This window comes from Pantoea dispersa (assembly GCF_035783935.1).
GTDB lineage: Bacteria > Pseudomonadota > Gammaproteobacteria > Enterobacterales > Enterobacteriaceae > Pantoea > Pantoea dispersa_C.
In genome coordinates, this window is record NZ_JALKOV010000002.1 from 359,855 (window position 1) to 382,895 (window position 23,041).

The window sequence follows — 23,041 nt, forward strand, 5'->3', positions numbered from 1 at the left end:
CGGTTCCTGCCGCTGACCCGAGTGAGTGCCCTGCCCGCTATGACTGACCACAATGCGCTGTTTGCGCGGCTGACTACCACGCTGGCGGCAGAGAGCCGCACCCCGCTTTACAAGCGCTTTGCCAGCGCGATTAAAGAGGCGGTACGCGATGGCACGCTGGTGCATGAAGAGATTCTGCCGGGCGAGCGCGAGTTCAGCCAGTCGCTGAATATTTCACGCATCACCGTGCGCAAAGCCATGGACGAGCTGGAGAAAGAGGGCGTGGTGTTCCGCTCGCGCGGCTACGGCACGCAGATTTGCAGCCAGTTTGAATACTCACTCAAAGAGCCGAAAGGATTGTCGCAGCAGGCGGTGCTGCGCGGTAAAAAGCCGGACACGGTGTGGATCAATAAAAGCAAAATCGCCTGCAGCGCAGAGATCGCCGACAAGCTGGGGCTGACCACCGGCAGCGATGTTTATCTGCTGAAGCGTATTCGTTATGTCGACCGCCAGGCGGTCTCGGTTGAAGAGTCGTGGGTGCCGGCACGCTACATCGCCGATGCCGATGAGATTGGTATTTCGCTGTATGACTATTTTCATCGCCAGCAGATCCTGCCGGTGAAATCCCAGAGCCGGGTCAGCGCGCGTATGCCGGATGAAGCGTTACAGCAGCAAATCGCCCTGCCCGCCACTGTGCCGGTGCTGGTGATTAAGCAGCTGGCACTCGACGCACAGGGCAATCCGCTGGAGTACAGCATCAGCTACTGCCGCAGCGATATGTACGTGTTTATTGCTGAGTAAGACGTTGCTGCCAGTAAGCGCGTAACGTGGCGCGATCGGGCGCACAGTCGCCGCCGCGCTGAGAAACCACATACGACGCCACCGCATTGCCAAGCGCCACGCTCTCCGCCAGCGACCAGCCGGACGCTAATCCCGCCAGTAACCCGCCGGCATGGCTGTCGCCCGCGCCGATGGTATCCACCACCGTCGTCGCCAGCGCGGGTTGCCAGCCCTGCGCCTCAGCGTCGATATAGCCCGCGCCTTCGCTGTCCAGCCTCACCACCATCGCGCCACCAAACTGCTGCTGCCAGCGCGCCATCAGTTGCTGCGCATCGAAGGGTTCGGAAGCGTGCAGACGTTCGTGCCACAGCAGTTCCGCTTCCTGCCTGTTCACTGTAATCAGTGGCTGCAGCGCCATGATGCGCGCAAACTGCGCCTCGCCGATGTCCGCCAGCCGCGGACCGAAATCCACCAGCAGCTGATACGGCGGTGCCTGCTGCTCCAGCCAGTCGATCAACACCTCGCCGCTTTTACTGGTGAGCTGATAACCGGACAGATAGATCCAGCGCTGCGCCGGCTGCGGCAGCGTGCGCAGCAGCGCGGCGTCCCACTGGTTCTCCACACCGCTGACGGAAAGAAAGGTGCGTTCGCCATCCGGTTCGACCAGTGCCAGGCACCAGCCATTATCGCCGTGCGCGGTTTCCAGCACGCTCTGCACGCCATACTCCGCCATCTTTTGCCGCACGATACTGGCCCAGATGCCATTGCCCAGCGGCAGCGCATTGATGGATGGAATGCCGAGACGATGCAGCGCAATGGCGACGTTGAGCGCACAGCCGCCAACGTTCACGCCCTGCTGATGCAGTTCGATGTCGCTGCCACGATGCGGCAACGACCAGGCATCGGCAATCACATCCACGACCGCCGCACCCACCACGCACACCGGCAACCGGCCCGCCAGCCGTGCCAGATCGTCAGGCGTCAGCATAGGCGGCCTCACGCTGCTGGCGGAAGCGGACAAACGCGCGGCTGTAGTGAGTGAAATCCAGCGCGTTGGCGGCATCCAGTTCGGCTTTGAGCTGCGCATCAATCGCATCGATACCGTGCAGCGCGCCGCAGATAGCAACCGCCATCGCGCCGATGGTGTCCGTATCGCCGCCGAGATTGGCGCACAGGATGGCGCAGCGGTTGGGATCGGTCGCCGCCAGTTCCACCATGGCAATCGCCGCCGGTACTGATTCAATGGTGCTGGTGCCGGTGCCGACCAGATCATAAATCTGCTGCATGGTCGACTCGGTGCCCCTGCCCTGCGCCACCACCTGCAACGCCAGTTCGATGCGTGCCGCCATCGCCGCACTGAAAGTGGTGACGCGCCGCTCCTGCGCCGCGCGGGCAATCGCCGGCAGCTCATCACGAATCGTCGCCCAGCCGGCACCGTCGATCGCGCGGGAAATCGCCCAGGCAATCGCCGTCGCGCCGGCAATCGCCACGTCAGATTTGTGCGTCGGGCTGGAAGCCAGCGCGACAGCATCAATAAAGGCCGGCAGGTCGTGTGCCGGCAGCAGGCAGCCCAGCGGCGACACGCGCATCGCTGCGCCGTTGGTCATGCCGTTGTTTTCCAGCTGCGCCACCGGCGTGCCGTTTTTCAGCGCGTTGAGGGCGATTTTGGAAGTCGGCCCGAGCACGTTTTTGTTAAAGGCATCAAACGCTTCCGCCCAGCGCAGAATATTGGCGCCGATGGTTTCCGCATTAATTTCGCCGTCGTGGCTGATAATGGCATCGGCCAGCGCCAGCGCCATTGAGGTGTCGTCAGTAAAAGCCGCCCGGCCAAAGTAGCAGGCGGCATTGTTTTCTGCCGGGCCGGGCAGGAAGCGATCGATCCAGCCGAAGTGCTGTTTCACGCGGCTGCGCGGCCACAGTTCCGATGGCATGCCCATCGCATCGCCCAATGCCTGGCCGTAAAATGCGCCCAAAATCCGTTTTTCCTGGTGTGTCATCGTCATGGTTACATCTCTTATTTATGGCTGTCAGCGGTTGCTGAGTTCTCAAAAGCGGTTAATTCATCACTGCGTTTTTTGCCGTCGCGGAACAGGACGATGAAGGCGATGGTAATGATGACAATCATCACGCTGCCAAACATCCACATCCCCGCCCAGTTGAAGGTCTGACCATTGCGCGGCTGGTCATACGCGAACATCTCCTGCATCAGATAGCCGCCGAGGCGGTAACCCAGCAGGCTGCCAATGCCCTGACAGGCCAGAGTGATCAGGCCCTGCGCAGCGTTACGCATCGCCACCGGCGCTTTCTTGTCCACGTAAATGTAGGCGGTGATGAAGTAGAAGTCGTAGCTGACGCCATGCAGCAGAATGCCCATAAACAGCAGGCCGAAGGTCAGCAGGTTTTGATCGCCGCCGAACACAAAGAACACGTAGCGCAGCGCGGCGGTCACCAGACCGAGCAGCAGCACTTTGCCGATGCCGAAGCGTTTAATGAAGAACGGCAGCGCCAGCAGGAAGAAGATTTCCGACACCTGACCGAGCGTCATCCAGCCGGTGGCGTGTGGCAGACCGACTTCGGTCAGATAGCCCTCAGCAAAAATGTAGTAGAACGCCAGCGGCATGCTGAACAGGAATGAACAGACGAAGAACACCAGGAAGCTGCGATCTTTCAGCAGGTGCAGTGCGTCGAGGCCGAGCGCCACGCGCAGGCTGAACTTGCCGGTGCTTTTGGGTTCGGTGGCTGGCAGGGTCAGGGCGAACAGGCCCAGCAGCAGCGAACTGGCTGCGGTGATTAGCAACGGTACGTTGCTGGCGGAGATATCACCAAAGCCAAGCAGCGGCGGCAGAAAGCCACAGGCGATGCCGGAGGCGATCCAGCCGATAGTGCCCATCACGCGGATGCGCGGATAATCGCGCTCCACGTCACCGACGTGAGAGAACGCGATACTGTTGGTCAGCGCAATGGTCGGCATATACGTGAGCGCATACAGCAGCAGCAGCGGGAAGAAGCTGCCGAAATGGGTTTGCTGCGCGGCAAAGAACATCAGAATCGCGCCGGCGATGGTCAGCAGCGACAGGACTTTCTGTGCCTGAAAAAAACGGTCAGCCAGCGAGCCAACCAGGATCGGTGACAGGATGGCGGCGATGGAGGTACAGGCGTAGCACCAGGCGATCTCAACCGGCGAAAAGCCGTTTTTGCTGAGAAACGCCCACAGCGGCACGAACCATGCCCCCCAGATAAACCACTCTAAGAACATCATGAACGACAGCTTTGGAATTGTAGTTTTCATCGAAATAGACTCCCCGGTGTTGGTAGAACCAATCTAACACCAGTTTAGATACCTTTATAATACCTTTAGCTGATAGTTTGAGCTATCCCACAAGATTTTTACCTTATGGATAAACGATAAGCGAGGAGGATTTGGTGCGGGCGGCCGTTACGGTCTGGAGGGTGCGAAGCTGCATCCTGCGGCTGTGAGGCGGTCGCCATGAATGGAGAAATCCTTGCCCGTTAACCTTTGAATTTGTGCATAAATGATTGCACTTATCGTAGCGGCGCAATTCATTGCGCGATGAATCGCGCCGCTACGAATTTGTGCGTATTGCAGTGTTCTGAACTATTTGGCATTACGCTATTATGGCAATCCATCAGCGATGGTTCTAACACGCAGGGGATTCGCTACCGGTTCACCAGCTTCGCCGGCAACGCGACCACCAGCAGCGAGCTGAGCAGCAGACAGACGGCGAAGAACCACAGCGCGCCGTTGCTGCTGCCGGTGAGATCCAGCGCCACGCCCATCACCGAGTTGCTCACCAGCCCGGCGATATTGGCAATCGAACAGGCCAGCGCAAAGCCCGCCGCTGCCGCCGTACCTTTCAGGAAGGTGGCAGGCAGACTGAAAAACACCGGCACCGCCCCGATAATCATCGCCTGCGCAATCGAGAACAGCAGCACGGTCATCGCCACGTTATGAGCAAAGAAGGTGCTGGTGCCCATCGCTGCCGCGCCAATAATAAACGGAACGATGATGTGCCAGCGGCGTTCACGCAGGCGGTCTGAGCTGGCACCGATCGCCAGCATGCCAATTAACGCCGCCAGGCTGGGGATCGCCGTCAGGTAACCAATGGTGGTGATATCGGTGGTGCCGGCATTCTTAATAAAGGTCGGCATCCAGAAACCCATGGCGTAAGCGCTGAGCAGAATCGAGAAGTCGATGCCGCCGAGCATCACCACGCGAATATTCAGCAGACCATCACGCAGGCTGTGTTTCAGGCCTTTGGCGTCACCTTCATCGCGCTCCAGCTCACGCTGCACCGCCTGCTTCTCACTGCTGCTGAGCCACGTGGCGCTCTCGACGCTGTTCGGCAGCAGCCAGAAGGTCAGCACGCCTAACAGTACGCTGGGCAAGCCTTCCAGCAGAAACAGCCACTGCCAGCCGCGCATGCCGTAAACCTCATGAAAATGGCCCATGATCCAGCCGGAAAGCGGTCCGCCAATCAGGCTGGAGAGCGGCAGGCCAATCATAAACAGCGCAATAATGCGGCTGCGGCGCCATGAGGGAAACCATTTGGTGAGGTAAAACAGCACGCCAGGCAGGAAACCGGCTTCGGCCGCGCCGAGGAAAAAACGGATGATGTAGAACTGGGTCGGCGTTTGCACCAGCAGCGTGGCGGTCGAGAGCAATCCCCAGGTGATCATGATGCGGGCGATCCAGATTTTGGCACCAACCCGCTGCAGGATCAGGTTACTCGGCACTTCAAACAGGATATAGCCGACAAAAAACAGTCCGGCACCCAGACCAAACGCGGTTTCGCTCAGCGCCAGATCGCTTGCCATCTGCAGTTTGGCCAGGCCGATATTGATGCGATCAAGGTAGGCCGCGAGGTAACACAGGCAGAGAAACGGAATCAGCTTCCAGGTGATTTTGCGATAAATCGAAGCGGTGTCCTCGGCTGCCAGCGCAGCGGGACGGGTTGAAACGTCAGTCATGGTGTTCTCCGGGCGCAATAACCCCGTTATCGGGGAGATGTTGTTATGCGTCTCAGCCGCAGCCGAAACGGACTGTTTGTGCGCACTCCGTGCAGGTGAAACGCGCCCTTAACGGGCGCTGAACTTCCCGAGATACTCCAGCGCCGCAGCTTTGCTCACCACGTCGCCATATTTACTGTCGATATCAAACAAGTTGGCCTGATGCGGCGCGTCATGGCGATCGCCCACGCATTCGCGCACCACCATGGCGCGAAAACCATACTGCAGCGCATCCACCGCGCTGGCGCGAATGCAGCCGCTGGTGGAACAGCCGGCGATCAGCAGCGTATCAATGCCCTGCGCCACCAGCATTGATGCCAGAGACGTGCCAAAAAAGGCGCTGGCATATTGCTTACCGATCACCACTTCTTCGGCGAGCGGCTGTACCGCCGGGCAAAACGCGGCCAGCGGATTGCCCTCCACCATGTCACGCATTACCGGTGCTTTCTGCACCCAAATCCCACCGTCCTGCTGATGCTGCGGATGGTAACGAATCTGCGTGTGGATCACCGGAATCGCGCACTGCCGCGCCGCCGCCAGCAGGCCCTGCGCGGCAGCCACGGCGTCTACCACACCGGGCGCATACAGCGCGGCGCCCGGCGTGGTGTAGCCCTGCAGAAAGTCGATCATCAGCAGCGCCGGACGCTGACCAAAACCGATGCGGTTGCCCCAGACACCGGCGTAGTTATCACTGACACTCTGGCTCATGAGTTCTCCTTACCACGCACCGGACAACAGTGCGCCCGCGCCTGGCACCACCGGCTCCAGCTCCAGCGCTTTCAGCAAAGCGTACGTGGTGGCGATCGCCGCCGTGATCACCGGCTTGCCGGTCTGCGCTTCCACCTTTGCCACCGCCGGCAGCGATGGCATCTGCACGCAGGCTGACAGCACCACCACATCGACATCGGCCAGCGCCATGTCCGCCACAATACCCGGCAGATTGGCCGGATCGTGCCGGGCGACGGCGAGGTTATCGGCAATCTCCAGCGCGCGCCACTGCTTTACTTCGATCCCTTCGCGCTGAATATAATCCACCACCAGTTCGGTCAGCGGTTTCATGTAAGGCGCCACCAGCGCGATCTTCTTCGCGCCCATGATGTGCAGCGCATCGACCAGCGCGCCGGCACTGGTGATCACCGGTGCCAGCGCGTCGTTGTCGCGCGTGACCTGCGTCAGGCGCTGCTGTGACTGGCGATGATAGCCCGGCCCCATCGCCATGATCGCCACCAGACAGGCATAGCCAAGCACGTCAACGCGCGCGTCGGACAGCTCCAGCGCACAGCGATCGGACTCTTTATCCATCGCCGCCAGTTCGTCTTTATTGACGTGCTTCATGCGCATACGGCTGGAGTGGAAGGTAAACCGCTCTGGGCGAATCAGCTGACGCGCCTGCAGCATGGCGGGAATTTCGGTTTCCATGGTGATGTTGGAACTCGGCACAATCTGGCCGATACGATATGAACGCGTCATGGCTGCGTCTCCGGAGTCAGTGAGGGGCCAAGGAAGGTGCCAAAGGCATTAAAGAAGCCGTGAAAATCATCCCATGGGATCATGTGACCGGCGCTGGCCACCCGGCTGATCGCGATGGTCGGCAGCAGCTCGCGGATTTCGGCTTCGTCTTCCGCCTGAATGACGCCGCCTTTGCCTGCCACCATCAGCAGGGTGTTTGCCGGCAGCTGAGGGAAATATTGATGGATATCGAGCTGATGAAAATCGTCGTAGGCGCGACGGATTGCCGGCGTATAGCAGGTGTGCAGCCACTCGGCGCGCAGCTGACGCTGTTCATCGCTCCAGCTCGGGCAGTATTGCTTCATGGCTTCAGCGTCCATGCCGCGCTGCGCATCGCGAATGGAATCTTCATACCACGGCCACTGGCCGGGATAGAGACGCCGGCCCGGACCGGAAACCGGCGGATCGATCAGCGACAGCGACAGCACGCCGGCCGGCTGTTTCACCGCCGCGCGCATGATAAAGCGCGCGCCCATCGAGTGTCCGACAAGATGATAGCGCGTCAGCCCCAGCGCGTCGGCGAAGGCGTTGATGTCATCGGCGCAACTTTCCATGCCGTAATCCAGCCCTTCACCGCTGCTGGAGAGCCCGCGCCCGCGCACGTCCAGTACCCAGGTATCGAAATGCTGCGCGAATACCTCCGCCACAAAACCCCAGGTGATTGCCGGACTGGTGATGCCCGGCACGAGGATCAGCGCGGGCCCGCTGCCGCCGTAGCGTAAATAGTGCTGGCGAATGCCGTTGGCCTGCACCTGGCCGCCGTACATGAAACGGCTCATGAGGTCACCTCACTTTTCAGCGGTGAGGCAAACACGTCATAACCGTATACCCACGCCGGATCTTCCTGAGTGCGCAGGAAGGTATTGGCGTTGGACACTGCCTGCACGCGCGACGCGCGTTCTTTGCGGTTGGCTTCATACAGCCGGAATGCGGTGCGGTAATCGTCAAGACCGGTTTCCGTCAGGCAGCGCGTCAGCATGGCGGCATCTTCAATGGCCATCGCGGCGCCCTGCGCCATGTGCGGTTTCATCGGATGACAGGCATCGCCCAGCAGTACAATGCGCCCTTCACTCCATACCGGCAGCGGCTGACGGTTGAGCAGCGGCCATTTGGTCACCGATTCGCTGCATTCGATCAGCGCCTGTACCACCGGATGGTAGTGGCCAAAGGTTTCCAGCATCTCCTGCTGGCTGCTATCGACGTAGCTGCCTTTGATGTCCCACGCCGGATGGGGCACGCCGGAGACATAATAATATTCGTCGCGCGCTTTGGTGGTGTAATAGACCATCAGATGACGATCTTCAGACCACCACTTCACGCAATCTTCAAAGCTGAGGTTGTACTTGCGCAGCTGTTCGCCGCGGATCAATGCACGGTGTGCCACCCAGCCGCTGTACGTGGGCGCTTCCACACCCAGCAGATGTTCACGCAGCTTTGAGTTGATGCCATCCGCGCCAATCACGATATCCGCGCGCGCTTCGCTGCCATCCTGGAAACGCAGCACCACATCGCTACCGCTGTCCTCGACGCTGCTCAGGCACTTGCCGAACTGGACGCTGCCCGGCTGCAGGCTGGTCATCTGCATGGCCTGCAAATCACCGCGGTGCACGGTGACATAAGCCGCGCCGTACTCTTTACGCGCATGGGCACCCAGCGGAATGCGTGACAAATAATCGCCGGTTTCACCGTCGCGGCTGAACCAGAAATCCGGATGCGAGGCCAGATCCTCCAGCTGCTGCTCAATCCCCATGCGGCGAAACACTTTGAGCACGTTTGGCCCCATGTGGATCCCGGCGCCGAGACGCGAGAACGCCGGGCTTTGCTCGTAGACCGTGACATGAAAACCCGCTTTCTGTAACAGCGAGCCAGCGGCAAGACCGCCCAGCCCGGCCCCGATCACCGCGATGCGTTTCATATTGCTCATATTTTCCTCTCACACTGACGCTGATTTGAAGGTATGCACGCGGATAAACAATCAAATTCGACGATTCATTTATAGTGCATACACTTTAATTATTGAGGTTATGACACTGTTAAAAGCAACCGTATTTACAGTGAAAACTCGATAACATGATGTTAATCACAGCCTGATGAGAAGGTTAAATAGGCTTTTCTTATGTCAAAAAGAAATGCTTGCACTGTTCTTCGCAACACGTCTATAACAAACACATACAGCGTATTCGCTATAAATAGCTGAAGTTTTGCGCAACAGGTTGTCTGACATCTAACCCTGAGAGGAAACCGGTATGGCAGTAAATCAGAGCCAGTTAGGCCAGATGTTCGAGCAGGTTTTACGGCTGTCAAAAGTCGATGCCAGCCAGAGCGTCGCCATCCTGAAAAGTCACTATTCCGATGCACGTACCGTGCAGGCCGCCACCGATGCTGCACTACGATTGGGCGCGAAGGTGTATTGCGTCGAGCTGCCGGCCTTTAATCACCCAACGGCGATGGGCAACGACATGACCGCCTACTGCGGTGATACCGCGCTCACCGGCAACATTGCCGCGCAGCGTGCGCTGGAAGCGGCGGACCTGATCGTCGATACCATGATGCTGCTGCATTCGCCGGAGCAGGAGCAAATCCTGAAAACCGGGACGCGAATTTTGCTGGCGGTTGAGCCGCCGGAAGTGTTGGCACGAATGTTGCCAACCGAAGAGGACAAGTCGCGCGTGCTGGCAGCGGCGGCAGTGCTGGAAAAAGCGCGCATGATGACGGTGAAGTCGCCGGCTGGCAGTGATTTTCGTGCCCCGCTCGGTCAGTATCCTACGGTGACGGAATATGGCTATGCCGACGAGCCGGGCCGCTGGGATCACTGGCCGAGCGGCTTCCTGTTTACCTGGCCAAATGAAGACCAGGCTGAAGGCGTGCTAGTGCTGGACGTGGGTGACATCCTGCTGCCGTTTAAATCTTACGCGCGCGAACGCATCACGCTGGAGATCGAGAAAGGCTTTGTCACCCGCATTCACGGCGGCTTTGAAGCCGAGTATCTGCGTGATTACATGCGCTACTTCAACGATCCGGAAGTGTACGGCATTTCCCACATCGGCTGGGGGCTGCAGCCGCGCGCGCAGTGGACCGCGATGGGGTTACACGACAAAAACGACGGCATGTGTATGGACGCGCGCGCCTTTTACGGCAACTTCCTGTTCTCGACCGGACCGAACACCGAAGTGGGCGGTAAGCGTAAAACGCCATGCCACATGGACATTGCCCTGCGCCGCTGCGACATCAAAGTAGACGATCTGCTGGTGGTGGCGGAAGGTGAAGTGGTGGCACCGGAGGCCTCACGCGCGCGTTAATCGTACGCAGGGAACGGCTGTCAGCGCAGTGACAATGCATTACACTGCCTGACAGTTTCCGGGAAAAAGGATAAGGGCATGTCGCACCAGCAGGATCCGCGCGCAGAGCAGCGCTATGACTATACCGAGCAGGTTGGCCATTTGTTGCGCAAGGTTTATCAACGCCACGCGGCGATTTTTCAGCAACACGTTGGTGATTCACAGATCACCGCGGTGCAATTTATTACCCTCTGTGCGCTGCGCGATCGCGGTCCGAGCGCACAGAACGATTTGGTGCGCTATACCGCCGTCGATCAGGCCACCATTCGCGGCGTCGTCGAGCGCCTGAAGGCGCGCGATCTGGTCAGTCTGGGTCCCGATCCCACCGACAAACGCAAAGTGATTGTGATGCTGACCGACGCGGGCCACAGCCTGATCAACAGCACCACTGACAACGCCACGCGCATCACCGAAATGACTTACGGGCAGCTGAATCCGGCCGAACGGGTCGCGCTGATTTATCTGCTGAAGAAAATGCTGGACGATACGAGCCAGCCATAATCCGGGGCGCTCAGCCGCCTCGGTAAGGCGGTTAATAATGAAAATGCTGGCACCTCAGACTGCCACACCGGTTTCACCTGCACATATGCGCCATTACGCCCTTGAGGTTAACGGCGCGACTCATTCCGTCACCAGCTACCGCGATACCTCGCTGCTGCTGGTGCTGCGTAATCAACTCCAGCTTAACGGGCCAAAATATGGCTGCGGCCTGGGTGAATGCGGTGCCTGCACCGTGCTGATCGATGGCGTTGCCGCGCGCGCCTGCGTCATCCCGGCCTATGGCGTGCGGCAGCGCGCCATCACTACGCTGGAAGGTCTTGGCCACCGCGATGCGCTGCATCCGGTGCAGCAGGCGTTTATTGAGGCGCAGGCGGCGCAATGCGGTTACTGCCTCAACGGTATGATCATGACCACCGCCGCGCTGCTGCGTGCTCAGCCCTGCCCCGATGAGCGGCAGATACGTCTGGCACTGAGCGGCAACCTGTGCCGTTGCGGGACCCATCAGGAGATCCTGTGCGCAGTGAAGCGCGCCATTACGTTGTGCCTGCAACAGGCGGAGGCGGCATCATGAGTGCTGCTAACGTCCCCACGCAGCAGCAGTTGCTGGCAGCCAGCGACGTTCTGTTGATTGTCGATGAGATTCAGCCGCCGCCGGGGCTGGTGCCCAAAGGACAAACCCCGACGCTGAAGGCCAAAGAGCTGGCGCTGTTTCTGGCTATCGACGGGGCCGGCAACGTCTGGGCGTTCAACGGGCATGTTGACCTCGGCACCGGGGTGAAAACCGCGCTGATGCAAATCGTCGCCGAAGAGCTCAATCTGCGCATGGATCAGGTGCAGATGGTGCTGGGCGATACGCTGCGCGTGCCCAACCAGGGCGCTACCATCGCCAGCGCCACGTTGCAAATTTCTGCCGTGCCGCTGCGTAAAGCCGCCGCGACGGCACGCCAGTGGCTGCTACAGCAGGCCGCCGCACGCTGGCAGCTGCCAGCCGGGAGCCTGACGCTGGACGGCGGTTGCGTGCAGCACCCCAGCGGAGTGCAACTGTCATTCGCGCAACTGGTGCAGCAGCAGCGCAGCACCGTGCCGATTGATCATCAGGTGATACTCAAACCCGCCAGTGAATATCGCTTAGTCGGCACCAGCTCGGCGCGGGTGGATATTCCCGCCAAAGCCACCGGCGAACTGACCTGGGTGCATGACCTGCGTGTGCCCGGCATGCTGCACGGCCGGGTGATCCGTCCGCCGTATGCAGGTTATGACACCGGCAGCTTTGTTGGCACTTCACTGCTGAGCATTGATGAGAGCTCGATCGCGCATCTCGAAGGCATTGTGAAAGTGGTGCAGATCGCCGATTTTGTTGGCGTGGTGGCCGAGCGCGAAGAGCAGGCCATCGCCGCGATGGATGCGTTAAAAGTGCGCTGGAAGCCGTGGGAGCACAGCCTGCCGGACCTGCGCGATATCGAACAGGCCATTCGTGATAATCCCCGCACCTCGCGCGTGGTGCATGACAGCGGTGCAGTGGATGACGCGCTGGCGAATGTCGCGCAGCGTTTCACCCTCAGCTATGTCTGGCCCTATCAGCTGCATGCGTCGATTGGCCCTTCCTGCGCGGTGGCCGACTATCAGCCCGATTCGCTGCAGGTGTGGAGTGGTACGCAGAATCCGCACCTGCTGCGCGCCGATCTGGCATGGCTGCTGGAGAGGCCGGAAGAGACGATTGAAGTGAACCGCATGGAAGCTGCCGGTTGCTACGGTCGCAACTGCGCTGACGACGTGGCCGCCGATGCTGCGCTGTTGTCGCGCGCGGTGGGCCAGCCGGTACGGGTACAGCTGACGCGCGCGCAGGAGCACGTCTGGGAGCCAAAAGGCACCGCGCAGCTGATGGAGGTCGACGGCGGGCTGGACGCGCAGGGCAATCCGCAGGTGTATGATTTCAGGACGTCTTATCCATCCAACGGCGCGCCTACCCTTGCGCTGCTGCTGACCGGCCGCGTCGATCCGGTGGCGCTGGCGTATGAAATGGGCGATCGCACCTCGATTCCGCCTTACGATTTTCCCCATCTGCGCGTCACCATTGAGGACATGGCGCCCATCGTGCGCGCCTCGTGGATGCGCGGCGTTTCGGCCCTGCCCAACACCTTCGCCCATGAATCCTATATGGATGAGCTGGCGCACGCGGCAGGCGTCGATCCGGTCGAGTACCGGCTGCGCTACATTCAGGACGATCGCGCCGCTGAGCTGATGCGCTCCACCGCCGCGCGCGCGGACTGGACGCCGCGCACCGCCATTCAGCAGACGGCCAGCGAGCCCGGCATTCTGCGCGGGCGCGGTTTTGCCTATGCCCGCTACATTCACAGCAAATTTCCCGGCTTCGGTGCCGCCTGGGCTGCCTGGGTCGCGGATGTCGCGATTGATAAGCAGAGCGGCGAGATCGCCGTTACGCGCATCACCGTGGGCCATGATGCCGGCATGATGATCAACCCGGAAGGGGTTAAGCATCAGATACACGGCAATGTCATTCAGTCCACCAGCCGGGTGCTCAAAGAACAGGTGACGATTGAAAGCAACCTGATCGCCAGCCAGGAGTGGGGCAGCTATCCGATCCTGACGTTTCCGGAAGTGCCGGATATTGACGTAATGATGGTGCCGCGCCCGCACGAACCGCCGCTCGGCGCAGGAGAATCTGCATCGGTGCCCAGCGCCGCGGCCATCGCCAATGCAGTATTTGATGCCACCGGCATCCGCTTTCGCGAGCTGCCGATTACCGCCGACAAACTGCGTCAGGCGCTGAACGGCCCCGATCCGCAGCCGGAGCCCCGGCTGGCGGCACCGGCCCAAACCGCTCGTCGCCGCAGGCGTAAATGGGCGCTGGGCGGCGTGACAGGCTTGCTCGGTCTCGCCGCTGGCGTGGCGATCAACGCGCTGCCGTGGCGCGCGCCGATTGCACCTGTGACACCCCCCGCTGCCGGAAGCTGGTCGGCGGAAATGCTGGAACGCGGCCGTCAGGTGGCCGCAGCCGGTGACTGCGCCGTATGCCACACCACGGAAGGTGGCGCGACCAATGCCGGCGGCCTGAAGATGGAGACGCCGTTTGGCACGCTCTACACCACCAACATCACGCCGGATAAACAGACCGGCATTGGCAGCTGGTCATTCAACGCCTTCGATCGCGCCATGCGCCAGGGCATCAGCCGCGACGGCCATCATCTCTATCCGGCGTTTCCCTACACCAGCTTTCGTCAGCTGAGCGAAGGCGATATGCAGGCACTGTATGCCTGGCTGATGTCACAACCGGCGGTACAACAGGCACCAGCAGAAAACCAGATGCGCTTTCCCTATAACCTGCGTTTCCTGATGGCGGGCTGGAACGCGCTTTACCTCGGGCGCGGCGAATATCAGCCTGACCCCCGCAAAAACGCCGAATGGAATCGCGGTGCCTATCTGGTGAACGGAGCCGGACACTGCGGCGCCTGCCACTCGCCGCGCAACCTGATGGGCGCGGAAAAAAGCGGGGACAATTTCCTCGCCGGTGGCTGGGTCGACGGCTGGGAAGCGCCCGCACTTAACCAGCTGAGTAAAGCCCCGCAGCCGTGGACGGCGCAGTCGCTGTATAACTATCTGCGCAGTGGTTACGATGCGCAGCACGGCGTTGCCGCCGGACCGATGGCACCGGTGGTAAGCCATCTCGCCACCCTGCCGGAAGCCGATGTGCGCGCGATGGCCAGTTATCTGGCGGATATTAATGGTCAGGCTGCGCGCCCTGTCGCGGCGCCGGCGGCAAAACCGGCATGGAACACTGCCGCGGGGGAACGGCTGTTTAAAGGCGCCTGTCAGGCCTGTCACAGCGCCAGCGAGGGCGGACCGCAGCTGTTCGGCGTCAGCCCGTCAATGGCCAACAGCAGCAGCGTGACCAGCGCAACGCCCGATAATCTGCTGCAGGTGGTATTGCACGGTATCGACAAACCGGCAACCGATGCACTCGGTTATATGCCCGGTTTTGCGGCCAGTTTGTCGGATAAGCAGGTTGCTGATATCGCCGCCTGGCTGCGCCAGCGCTACGCGCCTGATGAACCGGCGTGGCAAAATCTGACTGAAAAGGTGGCGCAGGTGCGCGCGAATCCCGGCAGCCACTGACTGAGGCGGCACGATACCGGTTAGCGGCGCTCGCCGGATCGTGGCAGATCCGCGTCGCGGATCGTGCCCTGATGGGCCTGTAAGGTGATGAGCATCGCCGGGTCGAGCAGCGCGCGGGCACCGCTATCGCCCTGCAGCTGACCGAGCGCCGCGCCATAGTGCGCGGCAAATCCCACCGGATGGCCCGGCTGGTTTTGCCAGCTGAGCCGCACCTGTGGCGCGCCCTGGCGCAGCGCCTGTGCCACACGTTGATGATCCTCCGCCCTCACCCACGCCATATCGCCCGGCAGTATCAGCCAGCCATGCCAGTGCGCGGTGGCCCGCACGCCAGCGGCAATGCTTTCACCGCTGCCGGCGCTGGCAATAGAGCAGCTCGCCACACCGCACTGCTGTGCCAGCTGCTGAAGGGGGTGATCGTCCGGTCGGTGCACAAGCAGAAGTGGCAAACCGCTGCGCTGCGCCTGCTGCAGCGTCAGCTTCAGCAGCGGCTGAGGCACGCCATTATCATCAGGATACGGTGCCAGCAGTTTGTGTCCGGTACCGCCGGCCTGACGAAAACGGCTGCCAAGACCGGCAGCAAGGATGAGAATGCCTGGCGTCTGCATTTTAGGATGGCTTCCGGAAATCGGGGCGCACAGTATCGCGCGCCCCGGTGTGGTTAGCGACGGTTTTTCCACACCGTCTGGATGTTACAGAACTCGTGAACACCGAAGCTGGAGAGTTCGCGGCCATAGCCGCTTTTCTTCACGCCACCGATAGCGACGCGCGGATCCGAGGCACCGTTGCCGTTGATAAACACCGCGCCGGTTTCCAGTTGCTCCGCCAGTTGCTGGGCCAGCGCTTCATTACCGCTCCACACGGTGGCGCTCAAGCCAAACTCGCTGTCATTTGCCAGTTGCAGCGCATGTTGCGCATCGCGAGCCACGCTGATCGCCGCAACCGGTCCAAAGATCTCCTGGCGAAAAGCCGTCATCGCTGGCGTGACGTCCGCGAGGATGGTCGGCGCATAATAGTTGCCAACGCCGTCGATCTTATGGCCGCCCAGTACCAGACGAGCACCCTGCTGCAGCGTTTCCTGCACCTGATGATCCAGTTCATCGCGCAGGTCGTAGCGTGCCATCGGACCGATATAGGTCTCTTCCAGCAATGGATCGCCGACTTTCAGCGCCTGCACGGCTGCGCTGAAACGCGCCTCAAAGGCGTCTGCGATGCTTTCTTCAATGATGAAGCGCTTGGCCGCCATACACACCTGTCCGCTGTTCTGGTAGCGTCCTGCGACCGCTGAGGCCACAGCTGCATCCAGATCGGCATCGGCCAGCACGATAAAAGGATCTGCGCCGCCCAGTTCCAGCACGGTTTTTTTCAATACCGCACCGGCCTGCGCCGCGATCGCGCCACCTGCGCGCACGCTGCCGGTCACGGCGATGGCCGCAACGCGTGGATCGTTGATAGCGGCAGAGACACCGTCGTTATCCACGTTGATCACGTTAAATGCGCCGCGCGGTAGATCGGTTGCGGCAAACAGCTCTTCCATCAGGTAAGCGCAACCCATGACGCTCGGAGCGTGTTTCAGCAGGTAGGTGTTGCCAGCCAGCAGCATACTGACCGCGCCGCGCAGAACCTGCCAGTAAGGAAAATTCCATGGCATCACCGCCAGGATCACACCGAGTGGACGGAAGGATTGCCATGCCTGCTGGTTTTCCACCAGCGTGGGCTGATCCGCCAGCATCGCCGGTCCGTGTTCAGCGTACCAGTCACACAGGCTGGCGCATTTCAGGACTTCGGCGCGCGCCTGGGCAATCGGCTTACCCATTTCCAGCGTAGCGAGCGTGGCCAGATGATCCTGACGCTGGCGCAGCTGTTCACCCAGCTGACGCAGCACCTTCACGCGCTGTGCCATCTCTGTGTTACGCCACTGCGCAAAGGCGCTGGCGCTCTGCTGTAACGCTGTTTCCAGTTCAGCGGCATTTTGCAGTGGATACGTACCAATGATTTCGCCGCTGGTGGGATTACGTGAAATAACGTGCTCAGTCATAAGATGCCTTCGTCAGATAATCGGGTTGATCAGATTGGGATCTACCTTACGCCAGCTATCAGGTGATGAAAAATGAATAGATGAGAGCAAGTTGTTCACCTGAAATGAATTGAGGGAGTGAACTGCCCTGAAGATTTTCAGTTTCTAGCGTCACATGAGGATTCATCGACGTAAGCGAATTTTCTGCAGGTTACGCTTATCAGCGTGAGTCGTCTCAACGGGTTATTCACTTATACAGTGATTAGATCTTAAAGAAAGATCATAAAGAGATCTAAAAGAGATCCTAAGAGATCCCCGATTGCGGCAGGCCGCACCAGACAAGGGCTGAGAAGGTGATCGTGTTCACTATAATCAGTAAAGTATCCACTATAGTCAGTACTTTATTCACTATAGACAGTAGAATGTTCACTATAAACAGTGTTAATGTTCACTGTAATCAGATACCGATCCTTTTCATCCACAGAATGAAGATCTCAGGCTATGGCAGATAAAGAGAGTGAAAACAAGGCGTTACTTGAACCTTTTCTGTCGGTGACAAAAAACAGCGGTGAAGTTATTCAGCTTCATCCCAATAAAAATAACACCGTACAACCGGTCGCGTTGATGCGCCTGGGTCTGTTTGTTCCTACCCTGAAGTCGACGGCTCGCGGCAAATCCGGCGCCATGGCTTCAACTGATGCCACCAAAGAACTTAAGAACCTGTCGCTGGTGAAAGCGGAAGGCTATGAAAAGATTACCATCACCGGCGCACGGCTGGATATGGATAATGATTTCAAAACCTGGGCCGGCATCATTCAGTCTTTCTCGCGTTATCCGTCGAAGGGCGACACCGTCACGCTGCCGTTTATCGACTTCGTCAAGATGTGCGGTATTCCTTCAGCCAACTCGTCCGCAGCACTGCGTAAGCGTCTTGACGCCTCGCTGCGACGTATCGCGACCAATACCCTGTCGTTTGAGGGGAATGGTAAAGCCTACCACACGCATCTGGTGCAGTCGGCTTACTACGATCGTGAGAAAGATCTGGTGCGCATTCAGGCCGATCCTAAGCTGTTTGAGCTGTATAACTTCGACCACAAGGTGCTGTTGCAGCTGCGGGCTATTTCGCGCCTCAAGCGTAAGGAGTCGGCGCAGGCGCTGTATACGTATCTGGAAAGTCTGCCGACTAACCCGGCGCCGATTTCGCTGGCGCGCTTGCGGATGCGCCTCAATCTCGGTTCAAAAACCACCACGCAAAACCATGTGGTGCGACGCGCCATGGAGCAACTGAAAGAGATCGGCTACCTCGACTATTCCGAAGTGAAACGCGGCCGTTCGGTGTTTTTCATCATCCACAGTCGCACGCCGAAACTCGATGGCATCAGCAATCTCGAAAGTATCGATTCGCTTGAAGACCTCGATTTTGAAGACTGATTTCCCCCATTCACTGTAATCAGTAAGCCCTCTTCCCGCCGTGTCACTGAGCTGCAAAAGTGACACGGCAGCATTCTCTTCGTTCACTGTAATCAGTACAGCCGCTGTTGTTCACTGTAATCGGTAACGTTCACTGCAATCAGTAATAGCTTACGTTCCCGCTTTGCGCCCTGTATCGCTACGCTACCCGTTTTCCCACTTTATGCCACCTGTAACGATAGTGGGTACTTACCAGGTGGGTATAAATCGTATTTAATTCCCCGCCAGAGCAGCGGCTGGCTGATTACAGTGAATGTTCTGTCTGCCACGTGGTCTTGCTGACTATAGTGAATATCAGACGGCCTAGCAGAACTGATTGTAGTGAACGTTGTTACCTAATTGCATGATTAATAAGCTTAATAATAGTTGAACGAGTAAGTGCCCACTGTAATCAGTAATTATGCTGTGAAAACAACCAGTAAAAGTGACAGGGTTGGTCACACGCACTGATTACAGTGAATGCCTGCCGTGATTTACTGATTACAGTGAACGCCCGCAGCTCTGTTCTTTGGCTGCGCTTAAGCCCGCGCAACTGCTGATTACAGTGAACATCGCGGATGCTTCTCCGCCTGCCGTCCAGAGGCTGACGGAGCGATCTTTGAATGACGAATGCTGACTACAGTGAACACCAGAGGTCATAAGGCGCAGCCGGTGGGCGCTGATTACAGTGAACGAGCCTGTGATGATCCGGCTTTACCAGACGGTATAGAGCGGTATCGGTTACTGATTGCAGTGAATGTTTTAGTCGATCGCCCTTCCCTGCCCCGCACCTGCGATTTTGAATACCCGCGCAGAAGCGAATCGCGTCTGTGCTGATTACAGTGAATGCTTTATCGGGCAGCTCAATCACTGTGCAACCAGGTCGTTTTTAGTGCTGATTACAGTGAATGTTGCTCAGCGAACAGCCGGAAATTGTCATTACCATTATCTGACAGCGATCACATTACTGATTACAGTGAACATTGACGAAAGGGGTTACGTAGTTTACTGACTACAGTGAATGGCAGGTGTGATGAGGTGCAGGCTTACTGATTACAGTGAATCTTATGCGGGATGGTGACCGTTGGCTGGCAGGCGTTTACCGCGTTGCGGCCACTCAGGACCACTTATACCGCTGCTGCTATACGTATTGCTTGTAGTGCCAAACCGCAAACGCCAGCAATGCTCTGCGCTAACGGTTTGTCCGCCGGAACGGATGGCTGCAAAGCCCTAATCCGCCACGGCGACGTTAAGCTACGCAACGTTGATCAGGAGACGCTCTACTGACTACAGTGAACGTTAGCCGTGTTGCGCTGCAAAACTCATGGGTTTACTGACTACAGTGAATCTTTCAACCGCTTCTTCCCTTACCTGCCCTGCTTTGACGCGTTATCTGGCTGACCCATAGGTTTACTGATTACAGTGAATCCTTCTTCAACGCTGCTGATTACAGTGAATGTGACGCTGAATACAGTGAACAGTGATCAACAACAACGTCGAGTTGCTGATTACAGTGAACACCAGCAGCGTGACCTGAGGATTACTATGCGCAAACTGTGACCGCAACCTTTCCATTTACCTGCAGGACACGACCACTGATTACAGTGAATGTCGCGCTTTCGCAGACGGCACGCCGATCACATTTTCACCAGTTGATTATCATTCAGACAATTCGACTTACTGAATGCAGTGAATCTCTGCATTAAGCCCCTCACGCAAAAGGCCTTTTTGTAACGCGTGCCGATGATGAACAGATGAGATAGATTTGCCTCATGTGCAGGATTTCGGTATAAAGTCATAAATCCTACATGTGTGGAGCAAGTATGGCTAACGACGAGAAGCAAGTTCTGAAAGTCGCTCAACGCTCAGAAAGAATGCTGATGAGCCTGACCGAGCAGATTCAGGCGCAAAAAGAAGAGCTGCACGAGAATACCTTTTATCAGGTTTACGCCAAAGCGGCGCTGGCCAAGCTGCCTAAATTGACGCGCGCCAGCGTCGATTATGCGGTCAATGAGATGGAAGAAAACGGCTATCCGTTTGATAAGCGCGCGGCGGGCAGCTCGACCAAGTATGCGATGTCGATTCAAAACATCATCGATATCTATCACCATCGTGGCGTACCAAAATACCGCGACCGCCACTCCGAAGCGTTCACGCTGTTCGTCGGTAACCTCAAAGGCGGCGTTTCCAAAACTGTTTCGACTGTTTCGCTGGCGCATGCACTGCGCGCGCATCCGCATCTGCTGTTTGAAGACTTGCGCATCCTGGTTATCGATCTCGATCCGCAGTCCTCTGCCACCATGTTCCTGAATCATGAACGTTCAGTTGGTCTGGTGGAGGCCACAGCGGCACAGGCGATGCTGCAAAATGTCAGCCGCGAAGAGCTGAAAAGCGAATTTATCGTGCCGTCGATTATTCCTGGCGTTGACGTACTGCCCGCCTCAATCGATGACGCTTTTATTGCTTCGCGCTGGGAAGAGTTATGTGCGGAGCATCTGCCGCAGCAAAACGTCCATGCGGTGCTGTATGAAAACGTCGTGGCGAAGCTGAAAAAAGACTACGACTTCATTTTTATTGATAGCGGTCCGCATCTGGACGCCTTCCTGAAAAACGCCATCGCCGCGTCCGATTTGCTGATGACGCCGGTGCCGCCGGCTCAGGTCGACTTCCACTCAACGCTGAAGTATCTGACGCGCCTGCCGGAGCTTATCGACATTATTGAAGAATCCGGTGCCACCTGCCGCCTGCAGGGCAACATTGGTTTTATGTCGAAGCTGTCCAATAAGGCGGACCACAAGATGTGTCACAGCCTGGCGAAAGAAATATTTGGCGGCGATATGCTCGATGCCGCACTGCCGCGACTGGATGGATTTGAGCGCTGCGGTGAATCGTTCGACACGGTTATCTCTGCCAACCCGTCAACGTATGTCGGCAGCAGCGAAGCCCTGAAAAACGCGCGTTCGGCGGCAGAGGATTTTGCCAAAGCCGTATTCGATCGTATTGAATTTATTCGCCTGAACTGAGGTTACTATGAGCGCAAAAAGAATCACTATTGGCCGAACCTTCAGCCAGAGCCCGTTACAGAATGAACCCAGCGAGGAGGGTCACTCACAAACCTTTATCCTCTCCACCGGCAAACGCGCCCTGTTTATGCTGGAGCACATTCCGGCGAAACAGATTGAAGAAAGAACGTACGTGGTGATGGAAACCAACGGTCGCGATCAATCCGGTCTGACGCCCGAGTCGCTGCGCGATATCATCCGCACCATCAAACTGCAGCAGTTTTTCCCGGCCATAGGCGTAAAGCGTGGCGATCGGATTGAGATTCTTGATGGCTCACGTCGTCGTGCGGCGGCACTGCACTGTAAAAGCGGGCTGGATGTTTTGGTGACTGAGGTAGCTATCTCTGCCGATGAAGCCCGTCGTCTGGCGCAGGATATTCAGACTGCCCGTGAACACAATCTGCGTGAAGTGGGCATGCGCCTGATGTCGCTGAAGGACAGCGGCCTGTCGCAGAAGGAAATCGCGCAGAGTGAAGGGCTGTCTCAGGCAAAAGTCACGCGTGCGTTGCAGGCCGCCAGCGTGCCGCTGGAACTGGTGACGTTATTTCCCAATCATTCAGAGCTGACCTATCCCGATTACAAAACGCTGCTGCAGGCTTATGAAAAGCTGCAGGAGACCGGGCAGTCGGTGGATGCGCTGATTGAAACCATCGGCATGGATGTGGACAGCGTCTGCGCGCGAGATGGGCTGGCAGAAGATGAAGTCAAGAACGGTATTCTGCGACTGGTGCGCAATGGCAGCCAGACGCTGATGCAGGCACCGGCAAAAGATAAAGTGGTTGCCACGCCGCTGTGGACCTTCGCCGATAAAGACCGCTACGCCCGCAAAAAAACGCGAGGACGTATGTTCAGCTACGAATTCAATCGCCAGTCGAAAGAGCTGCAGGAAGAACTGGATCGCGTCATCACCGAGACGCTGAACAAATATCTCAACCAGTAGCAGGCCTTTCACTCTTCCTGCGTCAGATCTCTGTAGCAGCACAATACCGTCTATCGTCAACTGTGCTGCTACAGAGTTTACTTCCCCCACCTGACATTCGTCGCCGTTTTACCGTTCGCCAGGCCGATTTCAGCGCTAAGTGCATGAATTCACATTAACCTCGCGCAGAATTTCAGGCTGAAATCGCCATCAACCAGTCGGGTTGTAGCTGAATCCCAGCCCGTTAGTTCAGACTGTGAATAAATTTGCCTCAGCTGTGCGCGAAAGCAACAATGGTGTTTGGTCTTCAGGCTAGCGCTGAAATGCA

General features: G+C 58.2%; 18 protein-coding genes. 8 read left to right on the forward strand and 10 right to left on the reverse strand.

Features of this window, described 5'->3' with window-relative positions; genetic code table 11:
- Positions 1 to 39 precede the first annotated feature (39 nt).
- A complete protein-coding gene (locus MXF20_RS06620; protein ID WP_325968339.1) occupies positions 40 to 780 on the forward strand; it encodes a GntR family transcriptional regulator in 741 nt (246 codons plus the stop codon).
- Here the strand turns inward: MXF20_RS06620 and MXF20_RS06625 are convergent.
- The 8 genes from MXF20_RS06625 to MXF20_RS06660 all read right to left on the reverse strand — a co-directional run bounded on the left by MXF20_RS06625 (position 767) and on the right by MXF20_RS06660 (position 9,220).
- Positions 767 to 1,747, reverse strand: coding sequence for a PfkB family carbohydrate kinase (locus tag MXF20_RS06625; protein WP_325968340.1), 981 nt, complete (start codon positions 1,745 to 1,747; stop codon positions 767 to 769). The genes MXF20_RS06620 and MXF20_RS06625 overlap by 14 nt on opposite strands.
- On the reverse strand, positions 1,734 to 2,762 hold the full coding sequence (locus MXF20_RS06630) for an ADP-ribosylglycohydrolase family protein (RefSeq protein WP_418936837.1): 1,029 nt from the start codon (positions 2,760 to 2,762) through the stop codon (positions 1,734 to 1,736). Before MXF20_RS06630 ends, MXF20_RS06625 begins: the two co-directional genes overlap by 14 nt.
- A gap of 11 nt (positions 2,763 to 2,773) precedes the next feature.
- Complete coding sequence (locus MXF20_RS06635) at positions 2,774 to 4,048, reverse strand: nucleoside permease (protein WP_325968341.1); 1,275 nt, start codon at positions 4,046 to 4,048, stop codon at positions 2,774 to 2,776.
- 389 nt (positions 4,049 to 4,437) lie between these two features.
- A complete protein-coding gene (locus MXF20_RS06640) occupies positions 4,438 to 5,748 on the reverse strand; it encodes an MFS transporter (RefSeq protein WP_325968342.1) in 1,311 nt (436 codons plus the stop codon).
- Between the two features lie 108 nt (positions 5,749 to 5,856).
- Positions 5,857 to 6,495: an isochorismatase family protein gene (locus tag MXF20_RS06645; protein WP_325968343.1), complete on the reverse strand. Its 639-nt coding sequence runs from the start codon at positions 6,493 to 6,495 to the stop codon at positions 5,857 to 5,859.
- A gap of 9 nt (positions 6,496 to 6,504) precedes the next feature.
- Entirely contained in the window at positions 6,505 to 7,206 is a 702-nt protein-coding gene (locus MXF20_RS06650) for an Asp/Glu racemase (protein WP_325968495.1), read from the reverse strand.
- Between the two features lie 47 nt (positions 7,207 to 7,253).
- Positions 7,254 to 8,075, reverse strand: a complete 822-nt coding sequence (locus tag MXF20_RS06655; protein ID WP_325968344.1) for an alpha/beta hydrolase — start codon at positions 8,073 to 8,075, stop codon at positions 7,254 to 7,256.
- The gene (locus MXF20_RS06660) at positions 8,072 to 9,220 is read right to left on the reverse strand and encodes an FAD-dependent monooxygenase (RefSeq protein ID WP_325968345.1); all 1,149 of its coding nucleotides are present in this window, start codon (positions 9,218 to 9,220) and stop codon (positions 8,072 to 8,074) included. Before MXF20_RS06660 ends, MXF20_RS06655 begins: the two co-directional genes overlap by 4 nt.
- 322 nt (positions 9,221 to 9,542) lie before the next feature.
- Between MXF20_RS06660 and MXF20_RS06665 the strand changes: the two genes are divergently transcribed.
- The 4 genes from MXF20_RS06665 (at position 9,543) to MXF20_RS06680 (ending at position 15,269) form a co-directional block, all read left to right on the forward strand.
- Positions 9,543 to 10,595: a 2,5-dihydroxypyridine 5,6-dioxygenase gene (locus tag MXF20_RS06665; RefSeq protein WP_021508808.1), complete on the forward strand. Its 1,053-nt coding sequence runs from the start codon at positions 9,543 to 9,545 to the stop codon at positions 10,593 to 10,595.
- Positions 10,596 to 10,673: 78 nt separating this feature from the next.
- Positions 10,674 to 11,135, forward strand: coding sequence for a MarR family winged helix-turn-helix transcriptional regulator (locus tag MXF20_RS06670; protein WP_325968347.1), 462 nt, complete (start codon positions 10,674 to 10,676; stop codon positions 11,133 to 11,135).
- Positions 11,136 to 11,178: 43 nt separating this feature from the next.
- Entirely contained in the window at positions 11,179 to 11,706 is a 528-nt protein-coding gene (locus MXF20_RS06675; protein WP_418936842.1) for a (2Fe-2S)-binding protein, read from the forward strand.
- Positions 11,703 to 15,269, forward strand: a complete 3,567-nt coding sequence (locus MXF20_RS06680; protein ID WP_325968348.1) for a molybdopterin cofactor-binding domain-containing protein — start codon at positions 11,703 to 11,705, stop codon at positions 15,267 to 15,269. Before MXF20_RS06675 ends, MXF20_RS06680 begins: the two co-directional genes overlap by 4 nt.
- Positions 15,270 to 15,289: 20 nt before the next feature.
- Here the strand turns inward: MXF20_RS06680 and MXF20_RS06685 are convergent, their stop codons facing one another.
- Both MXF20_RS06685 and MXF20_RS06690 read right to left on the reverse strand, forming a co-directional pair.
- Positions 15,290 to 15,874, reverse strand: coding sequence for a nucleotidyltransferase family protein (locus MXF20_RS06685; RefSeq protein WP_325968349.1), 585 nt, complete (start codon positions 15,872 to 15,874; stop codon positions 15,290 to 15,292).
- 53 nt (positions 15,875 to 15,927) lie between these two features.
- Positions 15,928 to 17,304 carry an aldehyde dehydrogenase family protein gene (locus MXF20_RS06690; protein ID WP_325968351.1) on the reverse strand — a complete coding sequence of 459 codons (1,377 nt, stop codon included), beginning with the start codon at positions 17,302 to 17,304 and terminating at the stop codon, positions 15,928 to 15,930.
- A 480-nt stretch (positions 17,305 to 17,784) separates the two neighbouring features.
- Here MXF20_RS06690 and MXF20_RS06695 point away from each other — a divergent pair, with 480 nt between their 5' ends.
- The 3 genes from MXF20_RS06695 (at position 17,785) to MXF20_RS06705 (ending at position 22,734) form a co-directional block, all read left to right on the forward strand.
- Positions 17,785 to 18,714, forward strand: coding sequence for a RepB family plasmid replication initiator protein (locus MXF20_RS06695; RefSeq protein ID WP_021508802.1), 930 nt, complete (start codon positions 17,785 to 17,787; stop codon positions 18,712 to 18,714).
- A gap of 1,841 nt (positions 18,715 to 20,555) precedes the next feature.
- On the forward strand, positions 20,556 to 21,755 hold the full coding sequence (locus MXF20_RS06700) for an AAA family ATPase (RefSeq protein ID WP_325968352.1): 1,200 nt from the start codon (positions 20,556 to 20,558) through the stop codon (positions 21,753 to 21,755).
- Between the two features lie 7 nt (positions 21,756 to 21,762).
- Positions 21,763 to 22,734: a ParB family protein gene (locus tag MXF20_RS06705; RefSeq protein WP_325968353.1), complete on the forward strand. Its 972-nt coding sequence runs from the start codon at positions 21,763 to 21,765 to the stop codon at positions 22,732 to 22,734.
- Positions 22,735 to 23,041 lie beyond the last annotated feature (307 nt).